Origin of the sequence: Fibrobacter intestinalis (genome assembly GCF_900167415.1) — a bacterium.
GTDB lineage: Bacteria > Fibrobacterota > Fibrobacteria > Fibrobacterales > Fibrobacteraceae > Hallerella > Hallerella intestinalis.
This window is the reverse complement of the sequence record NZ_FUWU01000043.1, coordinates 1-14,248: the sequence shown is the minus strand read 5'-3', so window position 1 is coordinate 14,248 and position 14,248 is coordinate 1. Positions and strand designations below refer to the sequence as shown.

At 45.7% G+C, this 14,248-nt stretch carries 11 protein-coding genes and 2 pseudogenes; all 13 read left to right on the top strand.

Annotated elements, in window-relative coordinates; genetic code table 11:
- Positions 1-205: 205 nt before the first annotated feature.
- Positions 206-748 (top strand): hypothetical protein, encoded by a 543-nt coding sequence (locus B5D40_RS11055; RefSeq protein ID WP_078776947.1) that lies wholly within the window; start codon positions 206-208, stop codon positions 746-748.
- Between the two features lie 48 nt (positions 749-796).
- Positions 797-1,135: a cell division protein ZapA gene (locus B5D40_RS11050; protein ID WP_073305988.1), complete on the top strand. Its 339-nt coding sequence runs from the start codon at positions 797-799 to the stop codon at positions 1,133-1,135.
- Between the two features lie 278 nt (positions 1,136-1,413).
- Positions 1,414-3,561 (top strand): excinuclease ABC subunit UvrB, encoded by a 2,148-nt coding sequence (gene uvrB / locus B5D40_RS11045; protein WP_078776946.1) that lies wholly within the window; start codon positions 1,414-1,416, stop codon positions 3,559-3,561.
- A 39-nt stretch (positions 3,562-3,600) separates the two neighbouring features.
- Positions 3,601-5,235 (top strand): 2,3-bisphosphoglycerate-independent phosphoglycerate mutase, encoded by a 1,635-nt coding sequence (gpmI, locus tag B5D40_RS11040; protein WP_078776945.1) that lies wholly within the window; start codon positions 3,601-3,603, stop codon positions 5,233-5,235.
- A 143-nt stretch (positions 5,236-5,378) separates the two neighbouring features.
- Positions 5,379-6,353 (top strand): hypothetical protein, encoded by a 975-nt coding sequence (locus B5D40_RS11035; RefSeq protein WP_078776944.1) that lies wholly within the window; start codon positions 5,379-5,381, stop codon positions 6,351-6,353.
- Positions 6,354-6,431: 78 nt separating this feature from the next.
- Entirely contained in the window at positions 6,432-7,292 is an 861-nt protein-coding gene (locus B5D40_RS11030) for a radical SAM protein (RefSeq protein WP_078776943.1), read from the top strand.
- A 54-nt stretch (positions 7,293-7,346) separates the two neighbouring features.
- Positions 7,347-7,610 (top strand): annotated as a pseudogene (locus tag B5D40_RS11025) (RNA recognition motif domain-containing protein); the annotation flags it as partial.
- Between the two features lie 230 nt (positions 7,611-7,840).
- Entirely contained in the window at positions 7,841-10,411 is a 2,571-nt protein-coding gene (locus B5D40_RS11020; RefSeq protein ID WP_078776941.1) for a DEAD/DEAH box helicase, read from the top strand.
- A gap of 108 nt (positions 10,412-10,519) precedes the next feature.
- Positions 10,520-12,106 carry an SLC13 family permease gene (locus tag B5D40_RS11015; protein WP_078776959.1) on the top strand — a complete coding sequence of 529 codons (1,587 nt, stop codon included), beginning with the start codon at positions 10,520-10,522 and terminating at the stop codon, positions 12,104-12,106.
- Positions 12,107-12,276: 170 nt separating this feature from the next.
- Complete coding sequence (gene tnpA, locus B5D40_RS11010; RefSeq protein ID WP_078776958.1) at positions 12,277-12,600, top strand: IS200/IS605 family transposase; 324 nt, start codon at positions 12,277-12,279, stop codon at positions 12,598-12,600.
- Between the two features lie 424 nt (positions 12,601-13,024).
- Complete coding sequence (locus B5D40_RS15975) at positions 13,025-13,321, top strand: hypothetical protein (protein ID WP_198951048.1); 297 nt, start codon at positions 13,025-13,027, stop codon at positions 13,319-13,321.
- A 1-nt stretch (position 13,322) separates the two neighbouring features.
- Positions 13,323-13,784, top strand: a complete 462-nt coding sequence (locus B5D40_RS15970) for a potassium channel family protein (protein ID WP_198951047.1) — start codon at positions 13,323-13,325, stop codon at positions 13,782-13,784.
- Between the two features lie 281 nt (positions 13,785-14,065).
- Positions 14,066-14,248 (top strand): annotated as a pseudogene (locus B5D40_RS15365) (IS5/IS1182 family transposase); the annotation flags it as partial.

Genomic DNA, 14,248 nt, shown 5'->3' with positions numbered 1-14,248 from the left:
CACTTTAGAGCATCTCTAAAAATAGCTTTGGTTCGGTTATCGGTCCCTGCCCTTCGGCAGGTTCAGGGACCGATTGTCAAAGCTCGCCAACCACCAACAACTAACCACTGACAACTTTTATAGAAGGTCAAAAGCAAAAAGCTTTTTCGTTCCCCTACAGCAAAACTTTATATATTTTAAATAGACCACAAGGAGTTTTTAAAATATGAATCTGGAAAATTTGGATACCCTTTCTCAAAAAATTCAATCCATGCTCGAGGCGATGCGCCGTTTGAAAAACGAAAAGGCAAACGCCGATAAAATGATCGAGGAATCCACTAACAGCAATCAAGCATTGCAAGCGGACGTTAATGAAAAAGCGCGCCGAATAGAAGAACTTCAAGAAGAACTTTCCAACAAGAACGGAGAATTGGAAAGTCAAGCCGCAGAGCTTGAATCGAAAAAGACCGCAGCCGAGTCTCTCCAAAGCACCCTTGCGGAACGGGACGCCGAGTTGGAATCCCTGAAAGTCGCCCTTGCCGAAAAAGAAGAAAAATTGGCTGAAATGGAAAAAATTATCGGCGAACAGGGCGAAGAAATCCAGAACGCCCAAGAAAAATTCCAGAATTTGCTGTCCACTATCGAAAACGAACTTGGAACGGAAATCCCCGTACAAGCTCAGGACGAAGAAAATCAGAGCGTCGAACCTGAAAACGGCGAGCAGGAAGAGCCTGCCAAGGAGTCTGCGCAGACGGATTTTTTCGCTTAAGGTGGTTCGCAGCCACCGACTCGTTTGGCATCGGAATGAGAGATTAAAATGACAACGGATTCTCAAGGCGCACCCCTGCATGTAACTCACATTGAAATCGGGAAAGACCGGTTTCAAATTCAGACCGACCTTACCGATGCGGAACTCTCTGCGATTGTCGATTATGTGACAAATAAAATGCAGGCATTTGCGGGGGCAGATTCCTGCACAAATTTTCGAAAACCGCTCCTTTTGATGGCGCTGGAAATCACGTCCGAACTCTTTGATATGCGGCAGCGACACGCCAAATACAAAAATCTATATATAGAATCTCAAAAAATCGCTGGCGTCTTGGCTTCTATGTTGGACGATAAATTGGCGGAATTTAACAATATGACAAACCCATGACAAATCTTTTGAAATAAAAAGACATAGGGATATTGCGGCAAATTATTTTCCAGAGTATATTAAAAGAGGCATCCTTCGGTTGTTATGCCCGATCTAACATGATTCAAACAGCTCCGAACTCTTTCTTGGATGTTTATGCCCGGTCTATGACCCTGAAAAACTGAAAAGGAAGGAGGGCTATTTTTGCAAAGAAGTAGCTTCGAGCGTATAGATACCGAGGGGATGCCTTTTTGTTTTTTTAGTCGTGGTGCTAGCCTTCTTTTTCTATTTTGGGACTCATGGCTCGATCGCGTAAATCCATTCGTCCTGATCCTTATCAAAAACCGTTTTTAAAAAAGCTTTCTCCTGAACAAAGCATTCCAGGGAAACTCCCTCAATTTTTGGAACCGACCCGAGCGGTTTTCGATTTGCACAGCGCATACGGTGCCGCAGGCGACCAGCCCGCAGCCATCCAGGAACTGACCGAAAATTTTGACCGAGGAGAACGATTCCAATGCCTTTTGGGAGTAACCGGATCCGGGAAAACATTCACAATGGCGAATGTCATCAAGAATGTCGGAAAACCGACTCTGGTTCTCACGCACAACAAAACTTTGGCCGCTCAGCTCTATCAAGAATTCAAAGCGTTCTTTCCGAACAATGCGGTGGAATATTTTGTCAGCTACTATGATTACTATCAGCCAGAAGCCTATATTGTCCACACGGACACCTATATCGAAAAAGACGCTTCGATCAACGATGAAATCGATAAACTGCGATTGCGTGCCACTTCCAATCTTTTGACTCGCCGCGATACGATTATCGTCGCTTCGGTCAGTTGCATTTATGGTTTGGGAAGCCCACGGGAATATTTCGATTTAATGGTTCGCCTCCAAGTTGGGCAGACGATGGAGCGCGATTTGATTTTGATGCGACTCGTTCACATTCAATACCAACGGAATGATTTTGCTCTAGATCGGGGGACTTTTCGAGTTCGAGGCGATGTCATTGAAATTTATCCAAGCTACGACGATGTGGGAATCCGCATTGAACTTTTTGGCGACGAAATCGACAGGATTTGCCGCTTTGATTTGGTGACGGGCGAATCCAAAGGCGAACTGCAAGACATTCGGATTGCGCCTGCAAAGCATTTTGTGACGCGGGAAGATTCCAGAGAGCGAATTGCTCAAGATATTCAACTGGAATTGAATGAACGGCTCGACGAATTGACAAAAGAAGAGGCCGCATTCCGCAAATCAGGAAATACGTCCGAAGCCGATTCCCGGGTCTTGGCAAGAGCTCGCCTGGAAAGCCGCACGCATTATGACATGGAAATGATTCGGGCGACTGGAATCTGCTCGGGCATTGAAAATTATTCTCGAATTGTGGAAGAACGAATGCCAGGAACTCGACCTTTCACGCTGCTGGATTATTTTGGCGACGATTGGCTTTTGATGATTGATGAAAGCCATGTCAGCGTTCCGCAAATCGGTGGAATGTCCGAAGGCGACAAGGCGCGAAAAACGAACCTGGTACAATATGGTTTCCGTTTGCCGTGCGCTTTGGATAATCGACCGATGAATTTTATGGAATTTGAAGCGGCGTATCCAAACAAAGTCCTCTTTGTAAGTGCGACTCCTGGAGAATATGAATTGCAAAAAACGGGTGGGGCTATTGTCGAACAAATTAACCGACCGACAGGACTGCTGGATCCTAAAACCGAGCTTTACCCTGTTCAAGGGCAAATGGATGTTCTTTTAAAACGCATTTCGGAAGTTACCGCTCGCAATGAACGCACGCTGGTGACTACGCTGACTAAAAAAATGGCGCAAGATTTGACGGACTTTCTCACTTCGGTGAATGTCAAAGCCCGCTATTTGCACAGCGACATTAAAACTTTGGAAAGGCATAAATTGCTGCAAGGTTTGCGAAAAGGGGATTTTGACGTCCTTGTCGGAATCAATCTTCTTCGCGAAGGACTGGACTTGCCCGAGGTTTCGCTGGTCGCTATTCTGGACGCGGACAAAGAAGGATTTTTGCGAAATTACCGCAGCTTGATTCAAACGATGGGGCGAGCAAGCCGCAACGTGAACGGCACAGTGATTCTCTTTGCCGATATGATGACGGAGAGTTTGGAAAAGGCTCTTGCCGAAACGCAACGTCGTCGTACATTGCAGGAAGAGTTTAACCGGGAGCATGGGATCACTCCAAAATCGGTCAGCCGCAAATTGGACGATGATTTGGAAATGCCCAATCCTCTTGGCGACATTATGAACAAGGGAAAGAAAAATAAACGCGGAAAGATTTCCCCAGCAGTCCCCGAAGCCGCCGATCCCGATATAGATGCGACCATTGAAGAACTGGAAGCCAAAATGAAAGCAGCTGCCGCTCGACTCGACTTTGAAGAGGCCGCCCGTTTGCGCGATATCATCCGCGAAAGAGGTTAAAATTTTTAGATTTTATTTGAATCAAATGAGGAGATAAAAATGCTCAAGAAACTTTCTGGCTTTAATGGAATCCAAGGCCCCATTGTCACCATCGTGATGGACGGTGTGGGATATAGCCCCAAGGAAGAAGGAAACGCTGTAGCCCAAGCTCGCAAACCATTTTTGGACGCGTTGATGCAAAAATACAGCCATGTCCTTTTGAAAGCGCACGGTACCGCCGTTGGAATGCCCAGTGACGCGGACATGGGAAATTCCGAAGTTGGACACAATGCTATTGGTGCCGGCCAAGTTTACGAACAGGGTGCCGCGCTCGTCGCCAAATCCATCCAGACGGGTGAAATGTTCAAGCGCGACGCTTGGAAAGAAATCACAGAAAACGTCCGTGCGAAAAACAGCACGCTTCATTTTATTGGACTTTTCAGCGACGGCAATGTGCATAGCAATATCGAACATTTGCAAGCGATGATCGCCGAAGCCAAAAAAGAAAGCGTAAAGAAGGTTCGCGTCCATGTTCTGCTTGACGGCAGAGACGTGCCCGAAACATCGGCTTTGGATTATGTGGAACCATTTGAAAAATTCTTAAGTGAATTGCGTTCTTCGGAATTTGATGTCTGCATCGCTTCGGGTGGTGGACGTATGAAAATCACGATGGATCGCTACAACGCGAACTGGAAAATGGTGGAACTCGGCTGGAAAACTCACGTTCTGGGTGAAGGGCGTTACTTTGCCTGCACGACCGAAGCTATCAATACGCTCCGTGCTGAAACGAAAGCTATCGACCAGGATCTTCCGCCCTTTGTCATTGCCAAAGATGGAACTCCGGTGGGAACCATTCAAGATGGCGATTCCGTTGTCTTCTTCAACTTCCGCGGCGATCGCGCTATTGAAATCACTCGCGCTTTTGAAGAAGAACACTTTGTGGAATTTGACAGAGTTCGTTTTCCGAAAGTCACCTATGCCGGAATGTTGCAATATGACGGCGATTTAAAGCTGCCGAACCGTTTTTTGGTTCCGCCTCCAGCCATTGAAAATACGAGTGGCGAATGGTTTAGCAAAGCGGGGTTCAAGCAGTTTGCTTGTTCCGAAACGCAAAAATATGGGCACGTCACTTATTTCTGGAACGGCAACCGCTCCAATAAATTTGACGGTGAATCCTATTTGGAAATTCCTTCCGACGTTGTTCCGTTTGAGCAGCGCCCCTGGATGAAGTCCGCAGAAATTACCGATGCGATGATCGAAGCGGTAAAGAGCGGAAAATACAATACTCTCCGCTGCAATTTCCCGAACGGAGATATGGTTGGTCACACAGGAAGTCTGCGAGCGGCAACGATGGCTGTCGAAGCCGTTGATTTGGGACTTGCCCGTCTGCTTCCCGTTATTGATGCTATGGGCGGCGTCGCTATTATCACGGCGGATCACGGCAATGCCGACGAAATGTACGATGTGGACAAGAAAACCGGGCTTCCAAAAACGAACAAGGACGGTTCCATTAAGGCGAAAACCTCTCACACATTGAATCCGGTTCCCTGCATTTTGTACGACAACGTGACCGGCGGGCGTCTTTCCTTGAAAGATGGTTCCTGGGGACTTTCCAACTTGGCGGCAACGACTGCAAATCTTCTTGGGTTCGAAAAACACGAATCTTGGGACGATTCCATGCTCCTGATCAAATAACCGTTAAAAACAAAAATTCTCGAAAGAAAAGTCGGCTTTTGTGCCGGCTTTTTTCGCAGAATAGGAAAAATCGTACGGACAAATGGTGCGTTTGGCATAAAAATTGTGTATTTTCTCTAAAAACATTTCAAAGAGGATTTGATATGAATTTGAAAAAAACTTTGACGGCGTTCGCCTGTGTCGCATCTTTGGGCTTCGTTGCCTGTAGCAGCGATTCTTCGTCCGGTTCGGATCCGGCAGAAAATTCAAGCAGCAGCGCCGCGGCTGTCGAACTTCCTGAAACAAGCGGAGATTCTTTAGTAAAATTTCAAGCTATGGCCGCTTCGCCAAGTGGGGCGACATCCATTATCTTTACAGGGGTCATTTCGACAGCTATCGAAATCGACACCGCGGCTTTCATCGATTCTATTGAATTCCAATTGGCCAATTCCGAGAACATCCAGATTTCTTCTTCATTTTCTTTCTCTCAATTGACCGCTCCGGTTCAGCAAATTTCTCTTAATTCATTAAAGCCTGCTCTCGATTTAACTTCTTTCTCGGATTGTGGGAGTCTGTTTGCCTATGTAATTGCTTATGGCCATAATGATTCGCAGGATTTTGTCGCCATTGACACGATTCCTTTCAGTAAACAATGCGTTGTGGAAGAAAGCAGTTCCAGTGCGGCAGAAATTTTCGATCCGGAATTATCTGTCTGGGAGATTACGCTTTCCACCTCTGCCACCATACATAACGCCGTGGATCTGGATTCCAAGACCCTGATTTTCCAGCAGCAACGAGACGAGAACGCTGCCACCTTAGATTTGTATTTGGGCAAGTCTGGTAGTGATCCCGTACTCTACACAAATGGCAACTTGATCAATGCGGGCTATTCGCAAATCGTTCCAGAAACCAAGAGCGGAGCCGACTACGTGGATTATCCGAAGAAAATGAGCGACTTCGGTTACAAAGGAACTCCTGGTGTCGTGGCGGACGATTTTGAATTGACTTCTTCCTACATCGTCTTGACGCCGGAATACGATGAAACCACCGGAAAGGGATTCTATGTGATTTTGCCGCACTCTCCGAAGAGTGCAGGTTCTTCCATTACTATGGATATTACTGTTCTTGGCGTGTGGTGATTTTTTCACCTTCTAACAAAAAATTCCCGTTCATCCGGGAATTTTTTTATGCTCTCCACGACAAATGCAAGGATTTGAATGCTGCGAATCACCCTTTTGACAAATCCCGACGTGTGCAACCTGCAATGTACTCTCTGTTTTTTGCGCCAACAGGGAACACCTTACGGTAAAGGGGAAATGCCTTGGGAAATCGCTGAACGCGCCATTCGCCAATATGCCGCACAAGGAATTCGAGAAGTCATTCCCAGTACGATGGGGGAGCCTCTGCTTTATTCCTCTTTTGAAAAACTGGAAAGGTTGATTCAAAAATTGCATTTGAAACTCAACTTGACAACAAACGGAACCTTTCCCCGGAAGGGCGTCCGTCTATGGGCGCAGGAACTTTTGCCGATTTCCAGCGACATTAAAATCAGTTGCTGGGGAACGGAACAACAAACACTAGACAGTCTTTGTCCAGGCATCAATGTGGATTCTTATCGAAGTAATTTAGAAAAACTTTTGGAAATTCGACAAAAAATGTCTCAATCTGTTGAAAGGCTTTCTAGGATTTCTCTGCAAATGGCGGTTTGCAAAACAAATCGTCAAGAAGTGATGAACGTATTGGAAATGGCCGAAGAACTGGGCGTGGATCGGGTTAAACTGAATCGAGCGGTTTTCCTTTCTACAGCAAACGATTTGCAAAAAAAGGAAGCGATTTCCCCTGAAGATTTTTTGAACCGTAAAGAATTTCAAAATTCTTCATTAGTGGTAGAGGGGACTTTTTTATATCCCAAATCGGCGATGTCCAGAGCAAAATGCCCATTTCCCGGCAAAGAACTTTGGATCCTTCCTGATGGTTCTACGGAGCCTTGCCCGGATCCGGAAAACCGATTTGTTCATCCAATGTCGTCTAAAAATCGATGCGAAAATTGCCATTTATTTTCCCCGGACCGCCACTGAACGTTTTAAAATTGTGCTACTATTTAAAATAGGCTTACTTAACAGCCTGGATACATTATGAAAAACATTTATGTTGGAAATCTTCCCTTTGCGTTCCGCAACGCCGACCTTCAAAAACTCTTCGAAGAATTTGGTGAAGTTAAAAGCGCAAAGATTGTTATGGATCGCGATACAGGTCGCAGCAAAGGATTCGGTTTTGTAGAAATCGAAGATGATGCCGTTGCCGAAAAAGCTATCGAACAGCTGAACGGCAAAGAAGCGAACGGTCGCGCGCTTCGAGTCAATGAAGCTCGCCCGAAAGAACCGCGTCCTCCTCGCCAGTTCTAATTCAACGAGAATAATTCCTCTTCATCTTTACCGTAACGTTTTGAAAGGCTGCATTTATTTGCAGTCTTTTTTTGTCTCTTCTAAAAATTCATTTTAAAAATCGGTAAAAGTGCTTTGTGCTCGATGGCCAGTGGTTAGGGGGTGAGAAGTATTGGGAGGATAGCTCTTCCTTTTCTGCGCCAAAGCAATTTTTAGAGATGTCATTTTTTATTTTATAAGCAATGTCAAAAACTCTGCGATATTATCTCCCTCAAAAAGATGAACAACTCTCTTCTGAAGATTTGCTCGGACGATTTCTCACCTGGGCAGAAGAAGCAAAAATTTATTTGTACGAATCTCAAGAAAACGCCATTCTGGAATTATTCGATGGCAAGAATGTTATTTTAAATACGCCGACAGGAAGCGGCAAGTCTCTCGTTGCAGAAGCTCTGCATTTTATAAGCCTAGCCTACGGACGACGATCCGCTTACACCTGCCCTATTAAAGCTCTGGTCAATGAAAAATGGATGGCTCTTTGCAAAGAATTCGGACCGGAAAATGTAGGACTTTCCACCGGAGACGCTACCGTCAACATGGGGGCCCCCATTCTCTGCTGCACTGCGGAAATCCTGGAGAATCGGGCACTTGGTGAGGGAGAATTGTTAGACATTCAAGATGTCGTGATGGACGAATTTCACTATTATTCGGACAGGGAACGCGGAGTCGCTTGGCAAGTTCCTCTTTTGACTCTTCCCAAAACGCGATTTTTGTTGATGTCCGCGACAATTGGCAAAACCGATTTTTTTGAACAGGCTATTTCTCGTTTGAACGGAAAGCCCTGCGTAACGGTAACGGGAAAAACGCGCCCGGTTCCTTTGGACTTTTCCTATTCAATGAATGAAATTTCTACGACGGTTCAAGGACTTGTAAATTCCGGCAAGGCGCCTGTTTATATTGTGCATTTTACGCAGGCGTCTGCGGCAGAAAATGCGCAAAACCTGACGAGCCTTAATTTGTGTTCCAAAGAAGAGAAAGCGGCAATCGCCAAGGAAATCGACCATTTCCGTTTTTCAAGTCCCTACGGGCCAGAGTTCAAACGCTTTTTAAAAGTGGGAATTGGTTTGCACCACGCAGGGCTCTTGCCTAAATACCGGATTCTTGTCGAAAAGCTGTCTCAAAAGGGATTGCTCAAAGTCATCTGCGGCACGGATACGCTGGGCGTCGGCGTCAATGTTCCGATTCGAACCGTTCTTTTTACTCAGCTTTGCAAATATTCGGGCGACAAAACGGCGATTCTCGCCGCTAGAGATTTTCATCAGATTGCTGGTCGAGCGGGCCGCAAAGGATTTGATGATATTGGCTTTGTTGTCGCACAGGCTCCCGCACACGTGATTGAAAATGCCAAATTGGCAGCAAAGTCTTCTCAAACCGGAAAGAAATTTGTCAAACGGAAACCTCCCGAACGGGGATTTGTTCCTTGGGACGAAAGTACTTATCGGCGTTTGATTGAATCCCCTCCCGAACCGCTGACCTCTCGATTCGAAGTTTCGCACGGAATGCTCATCAACGTACTTTCCCGTAAAACGGACGGTTGCTCTGCCATGCGCAAATTGATTCGAGACTGCCATGAAACAGCCAAGCGCAAAAAAGAATTGATGCATCGGGCGTTTCAATTGTTCCGATCGCTCGTTGAAAAAAATATCGTCGAATTTCTTCCCAACCCGCAACAGGGAATGGCTCACGTCCAAGTGAATTTGGATTTGCAAAACGATTTTGCGATGAACGAGCCGCTGTCGTTGTATTTGCTGGACACGCTGCCCCAACTGTCTCCCGAAAGTCCGGACTTCGCTCTTGACGTTGTTTCTTTGGTCGAATCCATCGTCGAAAATCCAGAACCTATTTTACGGGTGCAGCTGAAAAAAGCGAGGGACGCTCGTTACGCAGAACTCAAAGCGGAACACGCCGAATACAATAAAATTCAAGAAGAACTGGACAAAGTCGAATACCCGAAACCGCTGCGAGATTTTATCTATACGACTTTTAACGCATTTGCCGAAGAACATCCTTGGGTTGGCGATTTAAATGTGGAACCCAAATCCATTGTACGTGAAATGATTGAAAATTTTGATACGTTCAGCGGCTATGTGAAAAAATACGGATTGGCTCGAATGGAAGCTCTGCTGCTCCGGCACATCAATTACGTTTATAAAGTTTTGGCGCAAACCGTTCCCGATTCGTTTAAAACCGAAGAAATTTTGGAAATCCAGAATTACTTGGATGAATTGATTCGCCGCACGGATTCCAGCCTTTTAGAAGAATGGGAACGATTGAAAAATCCGGAATTTATCGCCGAAGAAATGAAAGAGGAAAAGGCTTTCCATGCCGATGAAGCGTCCAAGGATGTTACGCTGGACAAGAAAAAATTTGTGGCAAATGCTCGCGCTCGAATTTTTGCATTCCTTTCGCAATTGCGAAACCGCAACATAGATGGGGTTTTAGAACTTCTTTCCGAAGATTTATCTGAAGGGCAGGTTGTTGCCGACGGCGAAAACATTCCTTGGACGGAGAATCGACTTGAAGAGCTGTTGTTAGAATTTCATTCGGAACATGGCAATTTCCGCTTGGACGCCGAAGGGCGTTCCGTTAAGCACTCCATTGTAGTTTGGACGCCAAGTGCATTGAAAATCCAACAGATTTTGCAAGATGAAGAGGACGTAAATGATTGGGAAGCCGATTTTTCCATTCCTTTGGAGGAATCCCGGGAAGCGGGGATGCCTCTTATCCGCCTAGATCGTATCGGTTCCATCGCCTAATTTTTCATTCCGCTGTGCGGGAATATGGACAGTCCATTTTAAAATAGCTAGATTTGGCTCCGACATTTAATAGAGTCGAGTGACCCTATTCCAACCATGGACAAATGCATGACTAAGGCAAAATTCATCAAATTCATCATTGCAACAATCCTTGCGGTTGCTGCCCTCTTTATTCCTTACGAATCTTTGGGAATTGACGGCCCCAACACCCTCAACCCCATTGAAATTCGCGTGATAGCCATTTTTGTAATGGCCGCTCTCTACTGGATTCTGCAACCGTTCCCCATTTGGACGACATCGACTTTGGTCATCGTGCTGATGATTCTGACGGTTTCCAATTCGGCTTTCTTGCCTTTCCGTGTCGAAGGCGTCGAACCGATGAAATACAAGGATATCATGAACACCTGGTCGGACCAGACAATCATGCTGTTCCTTGGCGGCTTCTTCCTTGCCGCAGCCGCTACAAAATACAAGATGGACTTGAATTTGGCGCGCGTTCTTTTAAAACCATTCGGGCACAATCCGAAATTTGTCCTCATCGGTTTGATGATGATTACGGCGCTTTTCTCGATGTTCATGAGCAACACGGCGACCGCTGCGATGATGCTTGCTATTTTGGCTCCGGTGCTCAAACTCTTTGACGACAAGGACAAAGGTAAAGCGGCATTCGCACTGGCGATTCCGGTTGGTGCAAACATCGGCGGTATGGGCACTCCGATTGGAACTCCTCCGAATACGATTGCACTTGGTGCGTTGAACGAAGCGGGGTACAGCGTCTCCTTTGGACAGTGGATGGCTTTCGGCGTTCCTTACGTCATTATTATGATGCTTATCGCATGGGTGATTATCCTGAAAATCTACCCGATTTCTGCCAAAAGAATGGACTTGAATATCGAAGGCGCTGACGGCTTTGACAAGAGCCCGAAAGCCTTGATCGTCTATGCGACTTTTGCTCTTTGCGTTGTCCTTTGGCTGCTCGGTAAAGGCATTCACGGGATTAACGACTATTCCATCGCGATGATTCCGATTGCTGTATTTGCTTTGACGGGCGTCATCACCAAGAAAGATTTGAACGCCATGAGTTGGGATGTTCTTTGGCTTGTTGCCGGTGGCTTTGCTCTGGGAGTCGGGCTTCAAAAGACGGGACTTGCTGCCCACTTGATTGGTGCGATTCCGTTTGATACTTGGCCGGCGTTCCCGCTTTTGGTCGGTTGCGGCATTATCTGCCTCTTTATGGCGAACTTTATGAGCCATTCGGCGACTGCGGCACTGCTCGTTCCGATTCTGATTGTGGTCGGTGTGAACTGTGCGGATAATTTGGCGCCTCTCGGCGGCGTGACGGCTCTGCTCGTAGCTGTCGCTTTTGCAAGCTCGCTGGGCATGAGCATGCCGATTTCCACGCCGCCTAACGCTCTTGCTCATGCTACGGGATTTGTGGATACGAATGGCATGGCGAAATCGGGCATCCTGCTCGGCATTATCGGTTTGATTCTGGTCTATGTGATGATGTTTGCGCTGGCAAAGTTGAACTTCTTTGGGACGCCGACACCGAAATCGGAACCGGCAAAGGCTGCCATGGTAGAAGCTCCGGCTGCGACCTTGGATACAACAGTCGCTCTTGGCGCGGATTCTTCTGCGACCCTGCAAGTGATTGATTCATCTGCCACGGCAATAGCGGATTCCACTGCGAAGTAATTTCTTCTTTTGACTTTGAAGCCCGGCGACGCCGGGCTGTTTTTGTATAAACCGAAAACCACCAGCTAGGCTGGTGGTTCCAAGGAAGCCTTTTGGCGGTGATGAAAAATCCTCCAGCTAATTTTACGATGCGGTCTGTACTCTGCATCACAACACAGCTAGAGGATTATATGGAAAATATAAAAACAATGGCTCATACGAGCTGGAACTGCAAATGCCACATAGTGTTCGCGCCAAAATTCAGGCGGAAGGTGTTTTACGGAGAGAGACGGCTGGAAATCCCGCCCAAGTATGCCGTGTCCAGCGTGGTGGGCTTCTTGAAGGGAAAAAGCAGCCTGCAGTTGTACGAACGCTTTCCCGAGTTGAAGTTCAAATACAGGAACAGGGAATTTTGGTGTCGCGGCTACTATGTTGACACGGCAGGCAAAAATGCGGCCAAGATAGCGAACTATATCAAGCATCAGCTGGATGAAGATTGTTTGGGGAACAGTTGACCATGATGGGTAAACTATAGCCCGTTTACGGGCAGCCAGTAGGGATCGAACGCCAGTGTCAGAACCGTCAACGCGTGCTACGCGCTGCTAGTATCCTAGGGCTATGCCGGCGGGAATCTTTTGCGGTAGGTGTGAAAAATGCGTTAGCGACCGACGCCCGGAAGGGTTCGGACAAATTTTAATTTGGCTGAACGGACGCTGGGCGAATGAAATTTCATTTGGCGAGATTCGCCCGGCGATAATGCTAGGGAGCGACGGCAAAGCATTTGCCGAAACGCCCAATTTGAATCTCTGAAAATTGTATTGATGAAGATTGGCCTCTTTGAGGGACAAGGCGGTGCGCGTAACCAATGATTAAAATGCTCATTACGATTGAATAAATTTTTTCACTAAAATTCATTATTGGGTATATATTTGGGATGTAATGCTTGTATCTATGAAAAATATAAGACGTCGGTTATTTGAAGTTATTGAACAGGCGAAAAACGGGGATAAATTTAGCCTTTTTTATGATGTATTTATGATAGCGGTTGTTGTCGTGAGTTTGCTTCCTTTAGGTTTTAAGGAAGAGTATCCTGTTTTTGATGTTACCGACATTTGTGCGGCAATAATTTTTGCTATTGATTATCTTTGTCGATGGATAACTGCCGATTATAGACAAAAAAAACAAATCTTTTTTTACGTTTATAAAATACCCTTTTACCCTAACAGCAATAATTGATTTGCTAACGATATTGCCTGCGTTCACCATTCTTGGCAATTATTTCAAATTGTTGAGGATAATTCGAATGGTTCGGACATTACGCCTTTTAAAATTATTGAATTTAATAAAAGCGTTTCGTTATTCAAAGACTTTAAAAATCATCGGATCTGTGGCAAAAATAATTGTTGTTGCTTCTTTTGCAGGCTTCTATATATTGATTTCTGCATTGCTGGTGTTTAATGTTGAGCCAGATACGTTTAATACATTCTTTGATGCCGTTTATTGGGCGACGGTATCGTTGACAACGGTTGGATATGGTGATTTATATCCAGTAACTCCCATCGGGAAGGCTGTTTCAATGGTATCGTCCGTATTTGGCATTGCAATTATTGCCTTGCCCGCAAGTATCATTACTGCGGGATACATGAAAGCACTGGATGAATATGTGGATGAAAAAAAGGCGAGAAATGGACGGAAATAGTATATGAAACGTTTTTATATAAAGGATTTTGTCAATATTCGATATCGGGTGTCTTTGGATTTTGAAAAATTGATACCCAGAGAAAATGAGGTAAAAAAGAGTTCGAACTTACCTCGAAGAATTATTGCAACTATTATGTTTGCTGTAATGTTGTTTTGCTTAATTAGTCCTCCCTTAAAATCCCGCCCAGCCCGCATAACTATTGGGAAAAATTGATTTCTACCCTGTGAAATTATTGCAAGGTTTTCTAAAATATGACTGAAAACCTTGCATTTTTTTTCATGTACAGACCGCCAAAATCCCACGCCCAGACAAGCCTTTTCTGCTCCCTTGAGGAACAGTTGAACCACAAGCACCCCCTCTACGTTCTCGCGAACAAGATTGACTGGAACAAGTTCGAGACCGAGTTTTCCAAATTGTTCGACGAAAAGATGGGTGCGCCAAACAAGCCGATCCGTCTCATG

What these genes read in the sequence shown, in the direction of transcription:
- B5D40_RS11055 (WP_078776947.1), top strand. Translation starts at nt 206, where the DNA reads ATGAATCTGGAAAATTTGGATACCCTTTCTCAAAAAATTCAATCCATG.
- B5D40_RS11050 (WP_073305988.1), top strand. Translation starts at nt 797, where the DNA reads ATGACAACGGATTCTCAAGGCGCACCCCTGCATGTAACTCACATTGAA.
- uvrB (WP_078776946.1), top strand. Translation starts at nt 1,414, where the DNA reads ATGGCTCGATCGCGTAAATCCATTCGTCCTGATCCTTATCAAAAACCG.
- gpmI (WP_078776945.1), top strand. Translation starts at nt 3,601, where the DNA reads ATGCTCAAGAAACTTTCTGGCTTTAATGGAATCCAAGGCCCCATTGTC.
- B5D40_RS11035 (WP_078776944.1), top strand. Translation starts at nt 5,379, where the DNA reads ATGAATTTGAAAAAAACTTTGACGGCGTTCGCCTGTGTCGCATCTTTG.
- B5D40_RS11030 (WP_078776943.1), top strand. Translation starts at nt 6,432, where the DNA reads ATGCTGCGAATCACCCTTTTGACAAATCCCGACGTGTGCAACCTGCAA.
- B5D40_RS11020 (WP_078776941.1), top strand. Translation starts at nt 7,841, where the DNA reads ATGTCAAAAACTCTGCGATATTATCTCCCTCAAAAAGATGAACAACTC.
- B5D40_RS11015 (WP_078776959.1), top strand. Translation starts at nt 10,520, where the DNA reads ATGACTAAGGCAAAATTCATCAAATTCATCATTGCAACAATCCTTGCG.
- tnpA (WP_078776958.1), top strand. Translation starts at nt 12,277, where the DNA reads ATGGAAAATATAAAAACAATGGCTCATACGAGCTGGAACTGCAAATGC.
- B5D40_RS15975 (WP_198951048.1), top strand. Translation starts at nt 13,025, where the DNA reads ATGCTTGTATCTATGAAAAATATAAGACGTCGGTTATTTGAAGTTATT.